Origin of the sequence: Pseudomonas migulae NBRC 103157 (genome assembly GCF_002091715.1) — a bacterium.
Lineage (GTDB): Bacteria > Pseudomonadota > Gammaproteobacteria > Pseudomonadales > Pseudomonadaceae > Aquipseudomonas > Aquipseudomonas migulae_A.
Genome location: NZ_BDAG01000040.1, coordinates 13,232 through 34,130, shown reverse-complemented (window position 1 = coordinate 34,130; position 20,899 = coordinate 13,232). Strand labels below are relative to the sequence as shown.

25 protein-coding genes are annotated in these 20,899 nt (G+C 57.3%); 16 read left to right on the top strand and 9 right to left on the bottom strand.

The features are described 5' to 3' along the window. Window positions 1-54: 54 nt before the first annotated feature. Window positions 55-828, bottom strand: coding sequence for an L-arginine-binding protein AotJ (aotJ, locus tag PMI01S_RS24835; protein WP_084322769.1), 774 nt, complete (start codon window positions 826-828; stop codon window positions 55-57). Between the two features lie 701 nt (window positions 829-1,529). Beyond that, entirely contained in the window at window positions 1,530-3,485 is a 1,956-nt protein-coding gene (gene acs / locus PMI01S_RS24830; protein WP_084322768.1) for an acetate--CoA ligase, read from the bottom strand. 464 nt (window positions 3,486-3,949) lie between these two features. On the opposite strand from acs, the gene PMI01S_RS24825 reads away from it, so the two are divergent. The 7 genes from PMI01S_RS24825 to PMI01S_RS24795 all read left to right on the top strand — a co-directional run bounded on the left by PMI01S_RS24825 (window position 3,950) and on the right by PMI01S_RS24795 (window position 9,886). Continuing rightward, window positions 3,950-4,213 carry a DUF2790 domain-containing protein gene (locus PMI01S_RS24825; RefSeq protein WP_084322767.1) on the top strand — a complete coding sequence of 88 codons (264 nt, stop codon included), beginning with the start codon at window positions 3,950-3,952 and terminating at the stop codon, window positions 4,211-4,213. A gap of 235 nt (window positions 4,214-4,448) precedes the next feature. After that, window positions 4,449-4,763 (top strand): hypothetical protein, encoded by a 315-nt coding sequence (locus tag PMI01S_RS24820; RefSeq protein WP_084322766.1) that lies wholly within the window; start codon window positions 4,449-4,451, stop codon window positions 4,761-4,763. Between the two features lie 517 nt (window positions 4,764-5,280). Further along, the gene (locus tag PMI01S_RS24815; protein WP_084322765.1) at window positions 5,281-6,531 is read left to right on the top strand and encodes a ribonucleotide-diphosphate reductase subunit beta; all 1,251 of its coding nucleotides are present in this window, start codon (window positions 5,281-5,283) and stop codon (window positions 6,529-6,531) included. A gap of 411 nt (window positions 6,532-6,942) precedes the next feature. Further along, window positions 6,943-7,476 carry a BRO-N domain-containing protein gene (locus PMI01S_RS24810; protein WP_084322764.1) on the top strand — a complete coding sequence of 178 codons (534 nt, stop codon included), beginning with the start codon at window positions 6,943-6,945 and terminating at the stop codon, window positions 7,474-7,476. Between the two features lie 110 nt (window positions 7,477-7,586). Further along, window positions 7,587-8,300, top strand: a complete 714-nt coding sequence (locus tag PMI01S_RS24805) for an HNH endonuclease (RefSeq protein ID WP_084322763.1) — start codon at window positions 7,587-7,589, stop codon at window positions 8,298-8,300. A gap of 183 nt (window positions 8,301-8,483) precedes the next feature. After that, window positions 8,484-9,662 (top strand): colicin E3/pyocin S6 family cytotoxin, encoded by a 1,179-nt coding sequence (locus tag PMI01S_RS24800; protein WP_084322762.1) that lies wholly within the window; start codon window positions 8,484-8,486, stop codon window positions 9,660-9,662. After that, a complete protein-coding gene (locus tag PMI01S_RS24795; RefSeq protein WP_084322761.1) occupies window positions 9,659-9,886 on the top strand; it encodes a hypothetical protein in 228 nt (75 codons plus the stop codon). Before PMI01S_RS24800 ends, PMI01S_RS24795 begins: the two co-directional genes overlap by 4 nt. A gap of 151 nt (window positions 9,887-10,037) precedes the next feature. On the opposite strand, the gene PMI01S_RS24790 is transcribed toward PMI01S_RS24795, so the two are convergent. Both PMI01S_RS24790 and PMI01S_RS24785 read right to left on the bottom strand, forming a co-directional pair. Next, window positions 10,038-10,409 carry a type II toxin-antitoxin system VapC family toxin gene (locus tag PMI01S_RS24790; RefSeq protein WP_235864442.1) on the bottom strand — a complete coding sequence of 124 codons (372 nt, stop codon included), beginning with the start codon at window positions 10,407-10,409 and terminating at the stop codon, window positions 10,038-10,040. Window positions 10,410-10,420: 11 nt separating this feature from the next. After that, window positions 10,421-10,666, bottom strand: coding sequence for a type II toxin-antitoxin system Phd/YefM family antitoxin (locus PMI01S_RS24785; RefSeq protein ID WP_084322759.1), 246 nt, complete (start codon window positions 10,664-10,666; stop codon window positions 10,421-10,423). A gap of 288 nt (window positions 10,667-10,954) precedes the next feature. Between PMI01S_RS24785 and PMI01S_RS24780 the strand changes: the two genes are divergently transcribed. Then, window positions 10,955-11,944: a hypothetical protein gene (locus PMI01S_RS24780; protein ID WP_084322758.1), complete on the top strand. Its 990-nt coding sequence runs from the start codon at window positions 10,955-10,957 to the stop codon at window positions 11,942-11,944. A gap of 6 nt (window positions 11,945-11,950) precedes the next feature. Here PMI01S_RS24780 and PMI01S_RS24775 read toward each other — a convergent pair whose 3' ends face one another. Continuing rightward, complete coding sequence (locus PMI01S_RS24775; protein WP_084322757.1) at window positions 11,951-12,766, bottom strand: sulfite exporter TauE/SafE family protein; 816 nt, start codon at window positions 12,764-12,766, stop codon at window positions 11,951-11,953. A 112-nt stretch (window positions 12,767-12,878) separates the two neighbouring features. On the opposite strand from PMI01S_RS24775, the gene PMI01S_RS24770 reads away from it, so the two are divergent. After that, on the top strand, window positions 12,879-13,649 hold the full coding sequence (locus PMI01S_RS24770) for an AraC family transcriptional regulator (protein WP_084322756.1): 771 nt from the start codon (window positions 12,879-12,881) through the stop codon (window positions 13,647-13,649). Between the two features lie 89 nt (window positions 13,650-13,738). Continuing rightward, a complete protein-coding gene (locus PMI01S_RS24765; protein WP_084322755.1) occupies window positions 13,739-14,056 on the top strand; it encodes a helix-turn-helix domain-containing protein in 318 nt (105 codons plus the stop codon). Window positions 14,057-14,105: 49 nt separating this feature from the next. Here PMI01S_RS24765 and PMI01S_RS24760 read toward each other — a convergent pair whose 3' ends face one another. Beyond that, window positions 14,106-15,152, bottom strand: a complete 1,047-nt coding sequence (locus PMI01S_RS24760) for an MBL fold metallo-hydrolase (RefSeq protein WP_084322754.1) — start codon at window positions 15,150-15,152, stop codon at window positions 14,106-14,108. A gap of 211 nt (window positions 15,153-15,363) precedes the next feature. Between PMI01S_RS24760 and PMI01S_RS24755 the strand changes: the two genes are divergently transcribed. Together PMI01S_RS24755 and PMI01S_RS24750 are read left to right on the top strand one after the other, a co-directional pair. Continuing rightward, window positions 15,364-15,972, top strand: a complete 609-nt coding sequence (locus PMI01S_RS24755) for a TetR/AcrR family transcriptional regulator (RefSeq protein WP_084322753.1) — start codon at window positions 15,364-15,366, stop codon at window positions 15,970-15,972. Between the two features lie 89 nt (window positions 15,973-16,061). Further along, window positions 16,062-16,595 carry a DUF1003 domain-containing protein gene (locus PMI01S_RS24750; RefSeq protein WP_084322752.1) on the top strand — a complete coding sequence of 178 codons (534 nt, stop codon included), beginning with the start codon at window positions 16,062-16,064 and terminating at the stop codon, window positions 16,593-16,595. Window positions 16,596-16,601: 6 nt separating this feature from the next. On the opposite strand, the gene PMI01S_RS24745 is transcribed toward PMI01S_RS24750, so the two are convergent. Then, the gene (locus PMI01S_RS24745) at window positions 16,602-17,543 is read right to left on the bottom strand and encodes a LysR family transcriptional regulator (RefSeq protein ID WP_084322791.1); all 942 of its coding nucleotides are present in this window, start codon (window positions 17,541-17,543) and stop codon (window positions 16,602-16,604) included. A gap of 15 nt (window positions 17,544-17,558) precedes the next feature. Between PMI01S_RS24745 and PMI01S_RS24740 the strand changes: the two genes are divergently transcribed. Then, window positions 17,559-18,266: a CTP synthase C-terminal region-related (seleno)protein gene (locus tag PMI01S_RS24740; protein ID WP_084322751.1), complete on the top strand. Its 708-nt coding sequence runs from the start codon at window positions 17,559-17,561 to the stop codon at window positions 18,264-18,266. After that, a complete protein-coding gene (locus PMI01S_RS24735; protein WP_084322750.1) occupies window positions 18,263-18,586 on the top strand; it encodes an antibiotic biosynthesis monooxygenase family protein in 324 nt (107 codons plus the stop codon). The genes PMI01S_RS24740 and PMI01S_RS24735 overlap by 4 nt, the downstream gene beginning before the upstream one ends. A gap of 125 nt (window positions 18,587-18,711) precedes the next feature. On the opposite strand, the gene PMI01S_RS24730 is transcribed toward PMI01S_RS24735, so the two are convergent. Next, window positions 18,712-19,038, bottom strand: a complete 327-nt coding sequence (locus tag PMI01S_RS24730; protein ID WP_084322749.1) for a DUF2025 family protein — start codon at window positions 19,036-19,038, stop codon at window positions 18,712-18,714. 28 nt (window positions 19,039-19,066) lie between these two features. Further along, a complete protein-coding gene (locus tag PMI01S_RS24725; protein ID WP_084322748.1) occupies window positions 19,067-19,261 on the bottom strand; it encodes a hypothetical protein in 195 nt (64 codons plus the stop codon). On the opposite strand from PMI01S_RS24725, the gene PMI01S_RS24720 reads away from it, so the two are divergent. Together PMI01S_RS24720 and PMI01S_RS24715 are read left to right on the top strand one after the other, a co-directional pair. Beyond that, window positions 19,260-20,387 carry a glycerophosphodiester phosphodiesterase gene (locus PMI01S_RS24720; RefSeq protein WP_084322747.1) on the top strand — a complete coding sequence of 376 codons (1,128 nt, stop codon included), beginning with the start codon at window positions 19,260-19,262 and terminating at the stop codon, window positions 20,385-20,387. The genes PMI01S_RS24725 and PMI01S_RS24720 overlap by 2 nt on opposite strands. A 180-nt stretch (window positions 20,388-20,567) precedes the next feature. Beyond that, window positions 20,568-20,876, top strand: a complete 309-nt coding sequence (locus tag PMI01S_RS24715; RefSeq protein ID WP_084322746.1) for a PepSY domain-containing protein — start codon at window positions 20,568-20,570, stop codon at window positions 20,874-20,876. Window positions 20,877-20,899: the final 23 nt, after the last annotated feature.

The following is a 20,899-nucleotide window of genomic DNA, read 5'->3' as shown; positions in this document are numbered from 1 at the left end:
CAAACCTCAGAGATCCTGCTGCTTGCGCCATTTCGGACTTGTCGCCGGGACGTGTTACTTGCCGTAGATATCGAAGGCGAAGTACTTGTCCTGGATTTGCTTGTATTTGCCGTTCTCGCGAATGGCGGTGATCGCGGTGTTGATCTTGTCTTTCAGCGCGTCACCCTTGCGAACCGCGATGCCTACGCCGTCGCCGAAGTATTTGACGTCGGTGAAGGCCGGGCCCACGAAAGCAAAGCCCTTGCCAGCGTCGGTTTTCAGGAAACCGTCATTGAGCAGCGTAGCGTCTGCCACGGTGCCGTCGAGGCGACCGGCAGCCACGTCGAGGTAGATTTCGTTCTGCGAACCGTACGGCTTGACCTCGGCACCCAGCGGGGCCAGGACTTCGCGGGCGAAACGCTCGTGGATCGAACCACGTTGCACGCCGATGTTCTTGCCCTTCAGCTCGGTCAGGCCTTCGCTGACTTGAGTACCTTCCTTCATGACCAGGCGAGCCGGGGTGTTGTAGTACTTGTTGGTGAAGTCCACGGACTTCTTGCGGTCTTCAGTGATCGACATGGACGACAGGATCGCGTCGATCTTGCGCACTTTGAGTGCCGGGATCAGACCGTCGAACTCTTGCTCGACCCACGTGCACTTGACCTTCATCTCTTCGCACAGAGCGTTGCCGATGTCGTAGTCGAAACCAACGATGCTGCCGTCCGGTGCTTTGGAAGCGAACGGAGGGTAAGCCGCTTCGATGCCAATTTTCAGAGGCTTTTCATCGGCGAAGGTTGGCAGGGACAGCACGGACAGTGCCAGGGCGCCAAGCAGCACGAGTTTCTTCATCTTGGGACTCCATCGGTAAAGGGCTAAAACGGCAGAGTGAGCGACAGCCCAATATGCGAATGAGTAAAACCGGAAAGCGGTTGCTGCGTCCTGGGAAACCGGCGTTGTTTTCAACGCGAGCAACGACGAGCGAGTGATCGGCATTCTAACGACAGGCCCGAAGCCGATATTTCTTCAATGCGACAACAAATTACAGAAGCACCGAGAAAGCCGTTTAGGCACGTTGACAGCCTTGCAATTTCATGCAAGAGCAAAAGACAGTGAACCGATCTATATTGCAAATTGCGGGCCTATTATTGGCAAAGCCTTCTAATCCGGCAAGCGTAGCGTGGGTTCTTATTTTTTTGCCGGGCTGAAATGCATTGATGCGGGGTTAAGGCGTTTCGCAATGCCCCGTATCGGCGCGGACGGTTACACATTCAGTTACTTGAAGGGGGATGGGTAACAGTGGGAAATGGACTACGGGGGAAGCCGATAATTATTGGCTGGTGTTTATGGGGTGTCTGACAGATCGCCTTCGCGAGCAAGCCCGCTCCCACAGTGGATCTCCGCCAAATACGGGATTTGTGCCCGACTCAAAACCCACTGTGGGAGCGGGCTTGCTCGCGAAGAGGCCCGAACGACCAACACAAAACCCTCAGGCATAAAAAAACCCCACCAGGCTCAACACCTGGCAGGGCTTCGATGACGCCGAACGCTACTTATGCAACGTTCATCGTCTTATGCGTATCAATCAAATGCTGCACCACACCCGGATCCGCCAGGGTCGAGATATCCCCCAAGCCATCATATTCAGCGGTCGCAATCTTGCGCAGAATCCGCCGCATGATCTTGCCCGAGCGAGTCTTCGGCAGGCCCGGCGCCCACTGAATCACATCCGGCGAAGCAATCGGGCCGATCTCTTTGCGCACCCAGTTCTTCAATTCCAGACGCAGTTGCTCGCTCGTCTCCTCGCCAGCGTTCAGGGTGACGTAGACATAAATGCCCTGCCCCTTGATGTCGTGCGGAACGCCGACCACGGCCGCCTCGGCGACTTTCGGGTGAGCGACCATCGCGCTTTCGATTTCGGCGGTGCCCATACGGTGGCCGGATACGTTGAGCACGTCATCCACGCGACCGGTGATCCAGTAGTAACCGTCTTCGTCACGACGCGCACCGTCACCGGTGAAGTACATGCCACGGAAGGTCTTGAAGTAGGTATCGACAAAACGATCATGGTCGCCATACAGCGTGCGCGCCTGACCTGGCCACGAATCGAGAATCACCAGGTTGCCCTCGGCGACGCCTTCGATGATGTTGCCCAGGTTGTCGACCAGCGCCGGCACCACGCCGAAGAACGGGCGGGCCGCCGAACCAGGTTTCAGCGCGTGAGCGCCCGGCAGCGGGCTCATCATGTTGCCGCCGGTTTCGGTCTGCCACCAGGTATCGACGATCGGGCAACGGGACTTGCCCACATTCTTGTAGTACCAGTCCCACGCTTCCGGGTTGATCGGCTCACCCACAGAACCGAGCAGGCGCAAACTGCTGCCATCAGCACCTTCGACCGCGGCTTGACCCGAGGCCATCATCGCGCGAATGGCGGTTGGCGCCGTGTAGAGGATGTTGACCTTGTGCTTGTCGACGATCTTCGCCACCCGGGTGATGTCCGGGTAGTTCGGCACGCCTTCGAACAGCAGCGTGGTCGCGCCGTTGGCCAATGGGCCGTAGACGATATAGCTGTGGCCGGTGACCCAGCCGACGTCGGCGGTGCACCAGTAGATTTCGCCCGGGCGGTAGTCGAACACGCGCTCGTGGGTCATGGCCGCGTAAAGCAGGTAGCCGCCGGTGGTGTGCTGAACGCCTTTAGGCTTGCCGGTGGAACCGGAGGTGTAAAGGATGAACAGCGCTTCTTCGGCGCCCATCTCTTTCGGCGCGCAGACACTGCCCGCCACTTTCATCAGGTCTTCAAACCAGATGTCGCGATGCTGGTTCCACTTGATGTTGCCACCGGTGCGCTTGCACACGATGACTTTCTGGATGCTGCTGGTTTCCGGGTTGGTCAGCGCGTCGTCGACGTTGGACTTGAGCGGGATTTTCTTGCCGGCACGAATGCCTTCGTCAGCGGTGATCACCACCTTGGATTTGCAGTCGATGATGCGACCGGCCAAGGCTTCCGGCGAGAAACCACCGAACACCACCGAGTGAATCGCACCGATCCGGGTGCAGGCCAACATGGCGACCACGGCTTCGGGAATCATCGGCATATAGATAGTCACCACATCGCCGCGGTGCACATCCTGGCCGCGCAAGGCGTTGGCGAACTTGCAGACTTGTTCGTGCAGCTCGCGGTAGGTGATGTTGCGGCTTTCGGCAGGGTCATCCCCTTCCCAAATGATCGCGACTTGATCGCCGCGCTCGGCCAAATGACGGTCGAGGCAGTTGTAGGAAACGTTCAGGGTGCCGTCGGCGAACCATTTGATATCGACATGGTGATCGTCGAAGGAAGTCTGCTTCACCGTGGTGAATGGCTTGATCCAGTCGAGACGCTTGGCTTGCTCGCGCCAGAAACCATCCGGGTTGACGACCGACTGCTGGTACATCGCCTTGTAGGTCGCCTCGTCAGTCAGCGTGTTGGCCAGAACCTCGGGACGAACGGGATACAGGGAAGCCGCACTCATCTTTCTTACCTCGGTGAAATAGTTGTTTTTGTATGACTCCGTTGTAGCCGGGCCGGGCCTATAGAACCATTCGACGATGGTAGTAACAAGCCCCTACAAATTATCGTGATAAGCCCGCTCAGATACACGCGCCCCCTGTAGGAGCCGGCTTGCTGGCGATGGTCGTCAACGATAACGCACCCATCCTGACACCCCGTGGCGCTCTCGGATTAATCGCCAGCAAGCCGGCTCCTACAACCGTATTCCACGATTGTTACGAAATCTGTCAAAGGTGTTTATCAAAACCCCACCTATATGAACGCAACCCTCACGCCTAAAATCAGCCTCGCCAACAAGGCAAACCTGATTAACCAAGTTGCAGCCCCCACGAAGGCAGTTAATCAAAAAACACCAGTCATCAAGTTCCACACGCAACCCCAAAAAGGTTGCGTGACCCCACTCGACCTCTAAAAGGTAAAAACGAAATGAAAGCTTTATTAGTTCTGGCCCTCTCCAGCCTGTGCGCAACCGCCATGGCAGACGAGGTCCCGACTGATGTCGCACAGCAACAACCGGTCATCGAGGAATACACTTACTCCACTCACCTGGACATCGCCAAAGTTGTCTCCATGAGTGAAATCCCCAATGTGTGCGAAGTGGTCCCCATGAAAATGGAATACGACGACTCCAAAGGCCAACGCCACATTCTGCGCTACAGCGTCATGGGTAACGGCTGCACCAACGGCTAATCACCCGCACCCCCCTAAACGGTTCGACCCAATGCCCGATCATCACACCGACCTGTAGGAGCCGGCTTGCTGGCGATAGCAGTCGACACGATGTTTGAGCTATTGAAGCGCCGAACCGCATAAATCGATTTATTCGATAATTTTAAGCACTTATTTGAGCTTTTTAATCGAATTCATCGGCGTAGTATGAATTCCACACCAAGGCACACAACGCCTACGAACTTGGAGCAACGACATGAAAACCAAACTGATCCTCGCCCTGACCCTGTCTGTACTGGCCGCCAACACCTTCGCCGCCGACGGTTATGACCGCACGGGTTCGGCCACTTTCACCACCGAAGCAGCTGTCGCTTCTGACGGTTACGACCACACCGGCTCGGCCAAAGTCGCCGCTGATGGTGCCGATCACGTCGGTGCAGGCAAACTGGCTTCCGATGGTTTTGATCACACCGGCGCCGCCAAAGTCGCTGCCGACGGTGCCGATCACGTTGGCGCCGCCAGGTTCGCCGCCGATGGCGCAGACCACGTCGGTGCAGCTCGCCTGAGCTGATCATCGAGCGTGACTTTACAGCCCGGCTTCGGTCGGGCTTAGTTGTGTCTGGGGTCACCGAAAATCGGCTCAAAACACAACATGTAGTGAAAAACCCGTTTTTCTGGCTATTTTTTGAACAAAAAAGTAGTGCGTCAAAATTTAGAAAAAAAAATCTGCGCCCGCGATCTCCAGCCAAAGCCCTGTAAACCCTCGCTCCGACCGAAAAACCCGCCTTCTCGACCGCTCCATGCGCGGATTCGCCCCACCACGGCCGCAAAAATTTCCCTATAATGCCGGCTTAAACGGGCCTGCAATATTCCCTTACAGGGATAACAGCCAGTCTGAAGCCCACGCCGAAGTCTTCACCGATTTCTGCGCCCGTCAGAGGCTCTCGGACCCCGTACAAAATTATGTTTATTTGCCTGCGTGTACCGCTGCAAAAAACGCTATCCAACGCGGCCAGTACGGCCGTGTGAAAAACCAACCGATCAGTTTTCACACGGGCATCTGGCCCTCACGCAGGAGACGACACGTCATGCTGAGCTGGGACGAATTCGACAAAGAAGACAGCGGCGAGACCGTGGTAAAAGGCGCCAACGCCGGCCACGCGACTGAAGCCAACATGGACCGACTCGACACCGCTGGTGGTGTCGCCGCTCAAGAAGCTCGCGCCGTAACCGCGACCGACTCTGCCGCTATCGCCCGTGCCAAAGCAGCCCTGGACAACCTCGACATCGCTGAAGGCCTCGCCGAACTCGAAGGCGCCTCCGCCCGCGTCGCCGTTGACGAAAAGCGCATGATCAACTGCCGCGCCGACCTCAACCAACTCGTACCGTTCAAGTACGACTGGGCCTGGCAAAAGTATCTGGACGGTTGCGCAAACCACTGGATGCCGCAAGAAGTCAACATGACCGCCGACATCGCCCTCTGGAAAGACCCGGAAGGCCTGACCGACGACGAGCGCCGCATCGTCATGCGCAACCTCGGCTTCTTCTCCACCGCCGACTCCCTGGTTGCCAACAACCTGGTCCTGGCCGTGTACCGCCTGATCACCAACCCGGAATGCCGCCAGTACATCCTGCGCCAGGCTTTCGAAGAAGCGATCCACACCCACGCCTACCAGTACTGCATCGAATCGCTGGCCATGGATGAAGGCGAGATCTTCAACATGTACCACGAGATCCCATCGGTCGCGAAAAAAGCCACCTGGGGCCTGAAGTACACCCGTTCGATCTCCGATCCGAAGTTCGAAACTGGCACCGTCGAAACCGACAAAGAACTGCTGCGCAACCTGATCGCCTACTACTGCGTTCTGGAAGGCATCTTCTTCTATTGCGGCTTCACCCAGATCCTCTCCATGGGCCGCCGCAACAAAATGACCGGCGTCGCCGAGCAGTTCCAGTACATCCTGCGCGACGAATCCATGCACCTGAACTTCGGCATCGACGTGATCAACCAGATCAAAATCGAAAACCCGCACCTGTGGGATGCCGAGATGAAGGAAGAGGCTTCGCAGATGATTCTGCAGGGCACTCAGCTGGAGATTGAATACGCTCGGGATACCATGCCTCGTGGCGTGTTGGGTATGAACGCGGCGATGATGGAGGACTATCTGAAGTTCATCGCTAACCGTCGTCTGTCGCAGATTGGGTTGAAGGAAGAGTATCCAGGGACGACTAACCCGTTCCCTTGGATGAGCGAGATTATGGACTTGAAGAAAGAGAAGAATTTCTTTGAGACTCGGGTTATTGAGTATCAGACTGGTGGGGCGTTGAGCTGGGATTGATTTCCAAGCTTGCCGCGATTTGACGATGTAAATCGACAAATCGAAATACGAAAAGCCCCGATCTGATCGGGGCTTTTTTATTGGGAAATGATTATGCTTTTTCGATCCCTACGCTACACCGCCAAAAGTCCTACAACACTTGCAGCTGCTTCCGCATTGATGCCCATTCAAAGCACCTCTAAGCTCCATTGCAGGTGCCTAAGAAACGCCCAACGTAGAAGCTACTCAATCACGCAGTGATCGCGCATGTCTCAAAGACATATGCGCGACTTTGTGTTTGAAGAGAATGCTTGTTGGGATTTCCTTAAGTCCTCTACGTCGGGTTTTGGCCCTCTCAAAATTCACACGTAGAGGTAATGGATATGCCGACACAAAGACCACTCCGCTCATTCTCCATCTCGGAGATCGGTCATGCCTGATCCGATCATTCCAACACGCTTCGCACGCCATAACCTCCACCTCCATGCCCTCCTTTTGGAAAACCAGCCATGGTTTTGCGCCCGCGATCTCGGTCGTCTAATGGGCTTCCATCTAAGTGATCGCGTGGTTAATAAACTGGACGAGGATCAGCGGCATACGTTGCTGATTGAGTACTACGGACAATCTGAGCAGCGACTAATGCTCAGCGAATCCGGTGCTTATGCGTTGTTGGTGTATCACTACGCGCCCGGGAATCGGTTATTGCGTGAGTGGTTGACCCATCAAGTGGTCCCAGCCTTGCGCGATGCGGGGCAATCGAAGAATGCAGATCGGCCAATGTTGAGTTTGTTGGATTGGCCGGAGATGTCGTTGAGTCTGTTGCATTGGCAGAATGAAGGCTGGATTCGGTTGCGGGATATGCCTTATCTGTTGCTAGGTCGCACACGGCGGCGCGTGCCAGCGGTGAAGCCTTGGTGGCGAAAGATTTTGGAGGCGTTTCAGTCTTCAAAGCATTCTGTTGGGTAGGTTTTGTAGGATCGACTGAAAGAAGCGTCGGCATTTACTGTAGGAATTTTCGTAGACATCCGTGATGGCCACTCAGTATCGTCCGAGGGTTTTCAGCCCTCGGCGATTATATGGACACGGAAAAGAACAACAGCGACTGGAGTGACGCGGAGATTCAGGCTGCGGTCGACGCCTATCTCAGCATGCTGTCACGCGAGCAGAACGGTCAGAAGGTCAATAAGGCTCACGAGAATCGCGTCCTTCGCGAGGGCGCCTTAGCAGGCCGCACCAAAGGTTCGGTTGAGTTTCGGATGCAGAACATCTCTACCGTGTTGGTCGAACTCAAACGAGATCGCATTGAGGGCTACAAACCCGCCAAAAACGTCGGCGCAAATGTTGCGAGCAGCATTCGTGAAGCGCTAAACGCGCCGAGTGCTTTAACGCAGGAAGACTTTGCCCCGACCGCCGATGAGGCAACGCTAGAACAACGTGCTGCCAAACTTGAGAAGCAACCATTCAAAGGCGAGCCGAAGGGGATTTTGAAACCACAACAAGTACCAGGCTCGGGCAACTCTTTTGTACGCGATCCAGAGGTAAGAGCCTGGGTGCGGAAAGAAGCCAATGGTATCTGCGAGGGTTGCGGAAAACCGGCGCCGTTTGAGAAGGACGGCAGGCCGTTTCTTGAGGTTCATCACGTTAAGCATTTGGCGCAGGAAGGTTCGGATCGCCCGAGTAATGCCGTAGCGCTGTGTCCGAATTGTCATCGACGTTGTCACCATTCGAGTGATCGGGATGAGTTCACTGCTTCGCTGTTTCAGAAGGTGAAGCGGTTGAAGATTGAGTGATTGGGCCTGGAAAACCTACGCCCCCGAAGGCCCCGGGCCCTGAGGATTGCGCTGCAATCCCGATAAAAAGAGAAAACGCTTAGAGTCATCCAAGACTCGTCCTACAGCCACGATTAGCCGCGTTCGTTAACGTCGCGCAGCCCCTTTTTCGGGGCTGCCGATGGACGAACGAAAGGATGATCAGTGGCTGGCAACAAGGACATTCCGCGGGTTAAGAATCCGCCCTCCGGCGATGGGCATCACGTCACCTACCGCTACATGACCGCCACCGAGTTGGCCGAGCGGGACGCCAGGCAAAAAGCCTATGAGGCCATGCTGGCCAGGCAAGACGCCTTCGAACGCAACCGTCCGCTCATAGCGCAAAAGCAAAGAACCACTCAAGCCGGATGTGTCTTCGCCAAGTCCTGCAAGCTGCCGGACGCCATCATCGATTACTCGAACCCCTCAGGGATGGTGCCGACCGATAGCCTGAAAGACTACGGTGACCTGATTCTGCTGGGTGCTCGAGAAGCGGATCAATCAGGCGCAATACCACTGAAGAAGATCAGTGGCACTGCGATTCCTGCGGGTCTGGGCGCCCTCGCCTTGGCAGGCTCGGCATTCGCCGCTGCTCCCGTGGTCGCGGCGAGCGCCGTAACAGCAACGCTGGTTGGCCTTGTTGTGCTGTTCACACCATCGAGTCTGGGCGACAGCTCGCTTTACACCGACGACCAACTCCGTGCGCTCAAACAGGCCCGTACCCGCGTTCGCCTGCGGGTCGAACAACAGAGTGACGGCAGTCTCAAGGGATATGGCTTCTACACCGGCAAACATCGCGATTGGGAAATGGTCGATGTCGTGCAGTTCACAGTGCGTGGCAGCCAGCAGGTGGCTGACCTGGGTGACGGCATCGAACTGATCTGGACGCCGGCCGTGGATGGTTCCGACATCCTGGGCATTCCGGCGCTGGAGGCTGCCCCGCAAGCGCCGCCTATCTGGGTTTACCCGCCAACGAAAGCGGCTGACAGCATCATCGTGAACCCGGTTTATCCGCCGGAGTACAAGGATTTCATTCTGGTGTTTCCGGCGGATTCGGGTGTAAGGCCGGTCTATGTCGTTGTCAGTATTTCTCATCATTACTACCCGAAGCCACATACCCTGCCGGCCTTTCCGGATGCAAAATGGGCCCCAGGCAAAACCCGCATGAAGGGCGGGGGCCTACGTCCTCGTTGGAAGGATAAAAAAGGCACGATTTACGAATGGGACTTCCAGCACGGCGCAGTGGAGAAATACAACAAACGCGGAAAACACTTGGGCGAGTTTGATCACGCATCAGGCAATCAGACAAAACCTGCAGACCCAACGAGGACGGTAGAGCCATGAAGCACACGGTGATGGGTATCAATGAGGGAGACGACTTTGCTTCTTATGAGAACGTGCTTGCGATCAAAAGCGAAGAGCTCGCGGTATTGATGGGCTGGAAGGATCAAGAGGACTACGTGTATGACTACCAATTGACGAAGGAGCAAATTACAGCCATTGAACAGGCCTGCTCGGTTTCGTTTCCATCCGATCTCATTCTTTTTTTAACCACCAGTCAAAATTGACGTGTGATGGGTTTACGGTGTTTTGAAAACAGGCAGTGCCATTCGCCCCACATTCTGCTCGTACTCAGGGTCCGAACCCGCCATGAAACTCAAGCTCGCTCCCAAGGGGGATCTGCGATGGGTTTGAAAACATCAGTATTCTGCCTCCCCCTCACAACCGTGCCGAAACCACCCGTACCCCATACTGCGGAATAATCCCGTCCGCAGTGACCAACTCCAACCCTTCCGCCTGAGCTTGGGCAATCAACATTCGATCAAACGGATCGCGATGAATCTCCGGTAACTTACCCGCCTGCTGTCCGTGAAACAGCGAAATCGGCAGTTTGGTGAAACCCTCGTCTTCAACCAGCGCCTCAAGATCCTCTGGGGCTTCGAGCATTCCTTTGGCTTGTTTGATCGATATCTCCCAGATCGAAGCGGCACTCACCAGCACCTGATTACGCGGCTCCCCAATCATCTGTCGAGCATCTTCGCCCAGTGACGAATCATCGGAAAGCCACCACAGAAACGCATGGGTATCCAACAACAAGCGCCTCATAGGCTGCCCTCAAATCCATCAATGATGTCGTCAGGCGTTTTGTCAAAATCCGCAGACATCCGAATCTTCCCCTTCAACCGTCCAGGCTTGCGCGCCCGAGGTGTATCGACATGAGGCAGCAAATCCAGATAAGGCTTGCCGGCCTTGGCGATCACCACCTTGTCGCCATGCCATGCACGCTCAGCAAGTTGGGAGAGTTGGGATTTTGCTTCGTGCATATTTACTTGCACCAATTCATTCATATGGCACCTCCATAGAGTTAGCTAAGCTAGCCTAAGCCGGAGTTTTTTTATAGGCAAGGTGTAGAGCTGACCGTTTGTCAAAAAGAGAACTTGTCCGCAATGGTCGTGAACGATAACGCGTACAACCTGTTGCCCAGCGGCTCTCTTATGTTTTTCGCGAGCAAGCTTCGCTCCTACAGGGGGCGGTAAGGGTTGCCGCAGATTTTGCGCTGTGTTGAAAACATTCAGTGCAACCCGCCCCGCCTCCCGCTATTAATACCCTTCCCCACTCAAGGACCCGAGCCCACCATGAAATTCGATTTCGCCTACTGCCTCAGCCTCGACGACAAGTTGTCGATCTATGACGTGCGCGATTTGAATTTCGACGAGACCATGGAGTTCGATTCCGCGAAGGAACACTTCCAATGCCCCAATGACGCCTGCCGGGCGGCCTTCGATGCGGCAAACGTGCTGACGACGTTCAACGCCAAAAACGTGAATTACGTGCGCACCCCGCACTTCAAGAACACGCCCAGCACCCGGCATGTGGCGGATTGTCCTTATGTCAGTCTCAAGGCATCGGCGTCGGGTGTGGACGCGGACGGTGCGGAAACGGATGACAGTCGCGAGGAGCATTTCCCGTCGGAGCTGTTGCTGACTCGGCGTCAGTATGTGCGTAAGCCGTCGAATCCGGCGGTGGCAGCGGATGGAGTACGGGACGATCCGAAACCTCTTACACAGCCCAGCGATACCGAGCACCCAAACCACGAATCAGCGCCGGACAAGACCAGCGTCTTCGCGCATCCGGTGGAGTGTTTTGTGTCGAACTTCGAGGACAAGGACCTGCTCAAGCGCATGCCGCTGAAGATTGGCGAGCACACGGCGCCTTATGGGTCGTTCTTCAAGAAGATTGAATACCTGACGGACAACAAGGGGCTGATTTACTGGGGCAAGATCAAGGAGATCAAGGATTACACGCAGAGTTTTCGTATCGATTTCGAGCAGAAGGTCTGGTTCAAGCAGCCGGACGAGGCGAAGAAGAAGCCTTATTCGGTCAACGTTTACTTGAGCAAGAAGTTGATCGAGAACTACCGCAAGCGCAAAGCGTTTCTGGAAGAGATCAAGCATGCCATCGACAGTGAAGCGCAGTTGTATTGCTTCTTTTATGGCGTGACACCAGAGTTGAAGCAGGTGCCGAGCAAGAAAAACCCCGAGCAGACGTTCGGGGTGTTCAGTGCGAATATCGAGAACCTGGATCACTTCATTATTCGTGAGGCGCCGGGGTTGGAGGCGAAGTGACGGTGTTCAATTCAGGCACATGCTGAGCATCACCACGACCAGCAAACCGATGTATACCCGCGCATGTATCCGATCCGGAATCCGCCCGATCCACGGCGTAGCCAATCGAATCCCCACCAACGACCCCATCGTCAAAACCGCAAACGCCAGCAGATCCACATAACCGACAAACCACGCCCCCAAATCAAAATCGCTAAACCCCGCCATCGCCATGTAAGTCACGGTCCCGGCCAACGCAACGGGCAGGCTTAGTGGATTAGCCATGGATGTTGCCTGCGACATGCTCAACCCGCATCGACGCAACAATGGCACGGTCATGACGCTGCCGCCCACGCCGAGAAATGTGGCGATTGTGCCGATTCCTACGCCGCCTCCAGACACTTCCGCCCTCCCCAATCGCCGTGGGATTGCGTTATCTACGTGTGTAAGAAAACCGCGTCTGAACAGGCAATCCACAATGGTCACGCCCAGGTAGGCAATGAACGCATACCGAATCACCTCCCCACTCACCCACATCGCCGCCACTGCGCCGACCACCGCGCCCAACCCGATATACCCACCTAACGGCCACAGGTAATGGCGAATCAGATTTCCCGCACGGTGATGTTTTCCGCTGGCGACGAGTGCGTTGACGATCATCACGCAGGTCGAGGTGGCGACGGCGATGTGCATTGCCGATTGGCCGATGGGGTCGTCGGCACCGTGGCTGGCCATGAGCATCCGATACAGCAGCGGCACGACGACGAAGCCGCCGCCGAAGCCGAACAGCACGGCGGTGATGCCGGTCATGCAGCCGAAGAGTGTCAGCAGGAGGTAGAACATTGCGCGTCGTCCGTTGGTTGGGAGCGGTCGACGATAGAGCGATGTGGCTTGGCCTGCTTCAGCAAGTCAGCCAATAATGTTTGCGTTTACGCCAACTGCTGGAAGCCGCTCGATGCGCAATGTTTCGATTAACGTAGTGGATGACACGCCACGCTCGGTGGTGGCCATCGGTACGGATTATTCCTACGGTCAGGTGTTGCCGCGTCATACGCACCGGCGGGCACAGTTGTTGTACGGCGCTACCGGGGTGATGCAGGTCGGCACGCATGACGGCAATTGGGTGGTGCCGCCGCAGCGGGCGGTGTGGATTCCGGCCGGGGTGGCGCATGAGGTGGTGATGCTGGGGGTGAGCACTCGCAGTGTGTACATCGAGCCGGGGACGGTGGATTTGGGGGATAGTTGCCAGGTGATCAGCGTTTCACCGTTGATGCGGCAGCTGCTGATGGAGGCGGTGGAGATACCGCTGGAGTACGACGAGGGTGGGCGCGATGGGGTGTTGATCGCTTTGCTGCTGCATGAGCTGGTGCGCAGTGCCCCGCTACCGTTGCACATCCCGCTGCCGGTCGATACGCGGCTGCTCGCGCTGTGCCGCGGCTTTTTGCAGCGGCCGGACGCGCATCAGTCGCCGCAGCAATGGGCCGATCAGTTGCACATCAGTTTACGCACCTTCAATCGCCTGTTCCGCCAACAGACCGACCTGAGTTTCAGCCAGTGGCGGCAGCGGGCTTGCGTGGTTTTGGCGCTTGCGCGGTTGGCGGTGGGTGAGCCGGTGACGCGCATTGCGCTGGATTTCGGCTACGAAAGCCCGGCGGCGTTCTCGACGATGTTTCGCCGAGTGTTGGGCCAGGCGCCGTCCGTCTGGTTGGAGGGGGCGAAGTCGTAAAAATCAAAAAATGAGTTTGATCCGGGCGCAAAACAACTGTACAAAAACACAGTACATTTGAATCAGCACTCTTGAGCCCGGAGAACACCATGGCCTCTTATGCGATGAAGATCACCCTGGAACGTATCGCCCTCTTCCAATTCACCCCCGCCCATTGCGCCCAGGCCCGGGCGATGTTGGGTTGGAGCGTGGAGGAACTGTGCCGAGAGTCCGGCGTTTCGATGGACGCGATTGAGCGATTCGAGGCCCGGCGTGATGTGCCGGATGCGGATCGGCTGGCGTTGGCGTATCGCTTCGAGTCAGAGGGGTTGGTGTTCTTCCCGGGGTTTGCGCCGGGTCGGGGGATGAGCGTCAAAGGGTCTGCATCGAATTCGGTAGGGCGGACTGATTTCGCGATGGTTGAGTGAGGTGTCGGCGGCCAGGGCCGACCCAATGGTTCGGCCTGGCGGTACACCATCACGCGTTCTGAACCGTCACCTGATCAATCTCGTCTTCCATCCCCAACCACCATGCACTGCCGCGTTGCGGGTACATGACATTGAACGCCTCACCCATCTGCGGTGTGGTAATCGACACACTGCGCTCCCAGGCCAAGGCCAGTATCCGGTCGAACGGCTCGAACCAGGCGTGCATCGACAGATCGAACGTGCCGTTGTGAATCGGCAGCAACCAGCGGCCTCTGAGGTCGATGTGCGCTTGCAGGGTTTGCTCGGGCTGCATGTGCACATGTGGCCACTCGACGTTGTAGGCGCCGGTTTCCATGAGTGTCAGGTCGAACGGACCATGTTGTTCGCCGATGCGTTTGAAGCCGTCGAAGTAACCGCTGTCGCCACTGAAGAAGACCCGTGTGTCACCGTCGATGATGACCCATGACGCCCACAGCGTGCTGTTGCCATCGAACAGGCCGCGACCGGAAAAGTGCTGTGACGGGGTGGCGATGAATTGGATGCCGGCGACTTCGGTGTCCTGCCACCAATCGAGCTGGCGCACTTTGCCGGCATCGACGCCCCACTTGATCAAGGTGTCGCCAACGCCCAGCGGCGCGAGGAAGTAGTGGGTCTTGTCCGCCAGTTTGAGCACCGCCTCGTAATCGAGGTGGTCGTAATGATCGTGGGACAGGATCACCGCTTCAATCGGTGGCAATTCGTCCAGGCTGATGGGCGGCTGGTGAAAACGCTTCGGGCCGGCCCACTGCACGGGCGATGCGCGTTCGGCGAAGACGGGGTCGGTGATCCAGAATTTGTCTCGCAGCTTGAGCAATACAGTGGAGTGACCAAGGCGATAGACGCTGTGATTGGGCGCGGCGATCAACGCATCGTGGCTCAGGCGTTGCACCGGAACGGCAGCGGCTGGCCGGGTGTTGCGCGGTTTGTGGAAGATCATGTTCCACATGATGCGCACCATTTTGCGCAAGCCTTCTCGCTGCACAGGTGCGTGGTTTTTGTAGGTCCCGTCGACCTGGCGGGAAGCTTCAGGTTCGCAGGCGTTAGTGGCATTGGCCATGTGAATGACTCCAGGAAACCGTGCGGTTCGCGGTTTCTGCGGTGGGACGATTAATGGCCAAGGCACGCACGCATCAGCCGGGCTCTCTATTTTTGGCTGTGCAGGGTTAACGAAACATTACACTGCACAGTGTAGTTTCTAGGTTGCATCAAACCCGTTCACAAGTAAACTGCTGAGTGTAATTCTTAATTTCTTCTGCCGAAGCGTACTTATGACAGCTCCACAGCGCCTGACCGACCGAAAACGCGAAGCGATCATCCAAGCGGCGATTGCCGAATTCCGTGCCCACGGTTTCGACATCACCAGCATGGACAAGATTGCCGCCACCGCTGGCGTGTCCAAGCGCACGGTGTACAACCACTTCCCCAGCAAGGAAGAGTTGTTCGCCGAAATCCTCAATCAGTTATGGGCGCGGGTGACGGCAGAACAGGAAACGGCCTATCGCGCGGACCTGCCGCTGCGCGACCAGATGCGCCTGATGTTGATGGCGAAATTGAAGATGATCGGCGATGAGAATTTCCTGGACCTGGCGCGGGTGGCCATCGCGGCGGCGATTCATTCACCGGAGCGTGCGCAAGACATGGTCGCGCGGATGGGCAAACGCGAGGAAGGCCTGACCGTGTGGATTCGCGCCGCCCAGGCCGATGGGCGATTGAAGAAGGTCGACCCCGAATTTGCCGCACAACAGATTCAAGGCATGCTCAAATCCTTTGCGTTCTGGCCGCAGATTTCCATGGGGTTGCCCAGCCTTTCGCCCGAAATGCAAAGCACTGTCGCGGAGTCGGCGCTCGACATGTTCCTGGCCTGCTACCAGCGCTGAAGACGCGCTTGCCGCGCTGACGGTCTAGCCAACGCGGCACCGGGCGGCGCTATAGTGAACGCAAGTCCCAGCGCCCGACAGAGAGCATCATGACCACCGAAACCCAGACCACCGCGACCGTCGATCACTTGCGTTTTCACCGCGCTCACGCTCATTTGGCGCCGACGTTCGGCAATGACAAGTTTGCCCTGCGCGCCGAGGCATTTGCGCGATTCTTCGGCACGCCGATGTTTCTTGGCGCGCAGACGCTGATCGTCGCGTTATGGATTTTTCTCAACGTGTCTGGCATCACCCACTTCGATGCCTACCCTTTCATCCTGCTCAACCTGGCGTTCAGCCTGCAAGCGGCGTACGCCGCGCCGTTGATTCTGCTGGCCCAGACCCGTCAGGCAGCCCGGGACAAAGCCCAGTCCGAAGCCGATGCGCAACACCGCGAAGCCTTGGCCGTGGCCAACAGTGAACGTCAGGCGCAGGCGGCGAAGCACACCGCGCAATTACTCGAATTGCTTGAACAGAACACCCGCCTCACCGAGATGACCAAGACACTCTCGGAACGCATCGAAAACCTGACCTCGGAAATGCACCTGCACATCGTGCAGCACAAGAATGAGCCGAAGGTCTGAGCTGCCTCATGGCCGCTTGAGGATCCGACCCAACTCATCGAATAACGTCACCACCGAACGCAAGGCACGGCAGTCGGGCCGGGTCAGCAACCACAGCGCGGTGTCGTAACCGTGCAGCGGTTCGCTCAACGGCTGCAGCCCGTCGCCGATCAAAAAGTCCGGCAGTACCGCGACACCGAGCCCCGCCCGCGCCAATTCAGTCACCGACAACATGCTGTTGCAGCGATAACTCAGTGTGACGCCGGGCAACTGCTGGCGACGCCACGCGACGGTGGGGTGATCCGGAAGGAAGTCGTCCGGGGCGATCCAGGTGAGTGAAGCCAGGTCTTCGGCATCGACCGATTTCAGATACGCCGTACTCGCACACACTCGGTACGACACCTGCGCCAGACACCGGCCGACCAAATGCTCAGGCGGCGTTCGAGTCATGCGCAAGGCGATGTCTGCGTCCCGGCGGCTGAGGTTGGCGAAGTCGTTGGAGGTGCTCAACTCGATCGTCAGCGCCGGATAGCCGGGCATGAATTGCGCGAGCGCCGGCACCAGCAAACCTTGCAGGACCGAATCGGTGCAGGTCAGGCGCACAGTGCCGCTGATGACTTCAGCGCCCTGCTCCACGCCGATGCGCGCGGCCTCCAGCGCTTGTTCGGCGCGCTCGGCCTGTTCGGCCAGCGTCTGCGCCAGGCTGGTGGGCAAATAGCCGGCGCGGCTCTTTTCGAACAGTTGCTGACCCAGCGCGGCTTCCAGTCGGCGCACGGCGCGAAACACGGTGGAGACGTCGACGTTCAACAACGCCGACGCCCGGGCCAACGAACCGCCGCGCACCAGCGCGAGGATCAGGGAGAGGTCGGGGTAATCCAGTCGATAGTGCGCGGTTGCATTGATCACTTGGGATAACGCCAATATTGAGTGCGTGAACGCCAATCTATAGTGGGCTCCAGGAATCAACAAGCGCCGGGAGCACTCATGGAATACACCGTCATCCGCATCGCCCTGATCGGCGATTACGACCCGCAAGTCACCGCCCATCAGGCGATTCCCATCGCCCTCGGCAGGGTGGCCGAACACTCAGGTTTGAACGTTCAGTTCGAGTGGTTGGCCACCGACCGCATCAACGATGACATGCCGTTGAAAGACTTCGATGGCTTCTGGTGTGTGCCAGCCAGTCCCTATCGCAATGAGGACGGTGCATTGCGAGCGATCCGCTTTGCCCGCGAACAACAGCGACCGTTCCTCGGCACGTGTGGCGGTTTTCAACACGCCCTACTCGAATACGCCCGCAACGTGCTCGGCTGGAAAGATGCCGAGCACGGCGAGACATCGCCCAATGCAACGCGAGCGCTACTCACGCCACTGATCTGTTCACTGGTGGAAGCCGTCGACAGCATTCATCTGGTTGAAGGTTCGTTGATCGCCAAGGCGTACGAAAGCGCCGAGATTCGTGAAGGTTATCGCTGCCGTTACGGTGTGAATCCCGACTTTGAACGGGACTTGCTGAGCCAGGAATTATCCGCTGTGGGCCACGATTCGACGGGGGAACTACGGGCCGTGGAATTGCGTGGGCATCCGTTCTTCGTTGCCACGCTGTTTCAACCTGAACGTGCTGCGCTCAAAGGTCTGTTGCCGCCGCTGGTCAGTGCGTTGATCGAAGCGTGTGCGAGGCAGAAATCATGATGGGCCAGATGCCAGAACCGCCTTACTACGCGGTGATTTTTACTTCGCGGCGCACCGAGGGTGATCAGGGTTACGCCGAAGCCGCCGAGCGCATGGTTGAACTGGCGCGCGAGCAGCCGGGGTTTCTGGGTGTGGAATCGGCGCGGGGCGAGGATGGGCTCGGGATTACGGTGTCTTATTGGGCCAGTGAGGCAGCGATTCTGGCGTGGAAACATCATCCCGAGCACAGCGCGATTCGTGAGCGTGGGCGCTCGACCTGGTACTCGGCGTGTCATACGCGGGTGTGCAGGGTTGAGCGGGCTTATGAGTTCAAACAGTAGATGATGCGGTGTTCTTGAGGCCGTCATCGCGAGCAAGCCCGCTCCCACATGGGTTTATATGTACGACGCGAAACCCTGTAGGAGCTGGCTTGCCGGCGATGAGGCCAGCATAAACACTGCCAATCTCAACTCTGCACTAGACTGCGCACCGCCGAAATCTCCGGCACTTCCCGCCGATTCATATACACCCGCAACGGCTCGGTAATGTTGATCCGGTCATCAATGTTCTGATCGAGCAACAATTGAATCAGCTCACGCTTGAGCGTCATGGCCTGCTCCGGCCCCGGCGCCCAGACAAATTCACTCGCTGGAATAATGCCGTCATCCGCCACGTCCATGCCGAAGGAATCTTCACTGAAACGCACGATATGCTGGCCGGTTTTGCGATTGAGGCCGACGAAGCCTTTGAGCTGTTCGGCGGCCTGGCAGATGAGCTGGGAAGTGATGCGCATGATAAACCTCACACAAGTGATCAATGGTTTACACGCCGGGCAAGTTGAAGGGCGTTCCCTCTGCCGGGGAAACTGCCGGAGCCAAGAGTACTGCAAAGAACCGCACAAAAGCGCTGAAAAAATCCGCTTTAAACACGTTTATGTCGGTCTCGCGATAGCGCAAGCGGCGCTCAGTTGTTAAAAGGGACGTCTTGAAAACACTCTGCGAAAGGATCTCGACCATGCCTGTAACTTTCACCAAGAGCGCCCTGCTGCTGAGCATGCTGCTCGGCCTCGGTCAGGCGCAGGCCGCCAGCGAGCCAAGCCCTACCTCACTGGCGACCCGTTCGGGCATCCCTCACCCGGCAGTGATCGCCCACCGCGGTGCGTCTTTCGATGCACCGGAGTCCACCGCCGCCGCCTACAAACTGGCGCGCGACCTGGGTGCCGACTACCTCGAACTGGACCTGCAACGCAGCAAGGACGGCGTGCTGTTTGCCCTGCACGACAACAACCTGCAACGCACCACCGACGTCGCCAGCAAATTCCCTGAGCGCAAGGACAGCCCGGCCAACGCGTTCACCATCGCCGAACTGAAAACCCTCGATGCCGGCAGCTGGTTCAACAGCGCTTACCCGGACCGCGCGCGTCCTGCTTTCGCCGGTCTGAAAATCCTGACCCTCGACGAAATCATCGACATCGCCCAGGGCAACCCGTTGCACAAGCCCGGCTTGTACATCGAAACCAAAGAACCCAAGCAATTCCCCGGCATCGAGCGTGACCTCAAGGAAAAACTTCAGGACCGCGGCTGGTTGAGCCCGGCCGGTTCGAAACTGGCGAAAAGCGAACTCGCCGTCGGCCAGGGTAAAGGCAAGGTGGTGCTGCAAACGTTCGAGAAGAGCAGCCTGGAACTGCTGGAAAAAGAAATGCCGCAGGTGCCGAAGGTCCTGCTGTTGTGGGTCGGCGAAGGCAGCATCGAGCCTAAGTCCAAGGTGACGTTCGCCGAATCTGGCGACAAGGACAAAGCCACGTATTACGCCAAGCAGGAACCGAAGGACAAAGCCGAGTTCCAGCAATGGGTCGAGTACGCCAAGGCCCAGGGCGCGATCGGCACCGGGCCTTCTGCGGCCCTGACCAAGGGGGGTGATCAAAGCTATTCGGACCTGGTCAAACCGTGGATGAACCAGTACACCCACGATCAGGGTTTGTTGGTGCACGTCTACACCGTCGACGACGCAGTGGATTACCAGAAAGTCATGGACGCCGGGGTCGATGGCATCTTCACCAACCGCGCCAGCGAATTGTTGAAGTTCTATAAACGTCCGGCGGCGGGCACGGTTGCGCAGTTGTTGCAGAACAACGGGTATTGATCCAGAAACGAGGTGACGCGATTGCCAGCAAGCCGGCTCCTACAAGGTTGAGTCGTTAGTTACGAACGACACGGACCTATAGGAGCCGGCTTGCTGGCGATGCTCCAGGAATTAAGCCTGAATTAAGTTGCCACAGTTAATCTGGGCTCACTTAAACGGCTCACCCAAGGAAAGAACCTCATGAAGACTTTGACTGCCCTGTTCACCGCTGCCGCCCTGACCCTTACTGCTGGCTTGGCCCAAGCGGCTGATGTTCCCGTCAATGAGATCCCGCAGCTGGTCAAGGACGGCAAGATCAAGCCGCTGGAAGAGCTGAACCAGATCGTGCTGAAGTTGCACCCGGGTGCCACGATTACCGACAGCGACCTCGACAAACACTCCACCCTCTACGAGTACGAAGTTGAACTCAAAGACGCCAAAGGCGTTGAATGGGACGTGGACCTGAACGCCGCCACCGGCGAAGTCCTGAAGAACAAGCAAGACAACTGATTCACACATAAAAAGCCGCACGA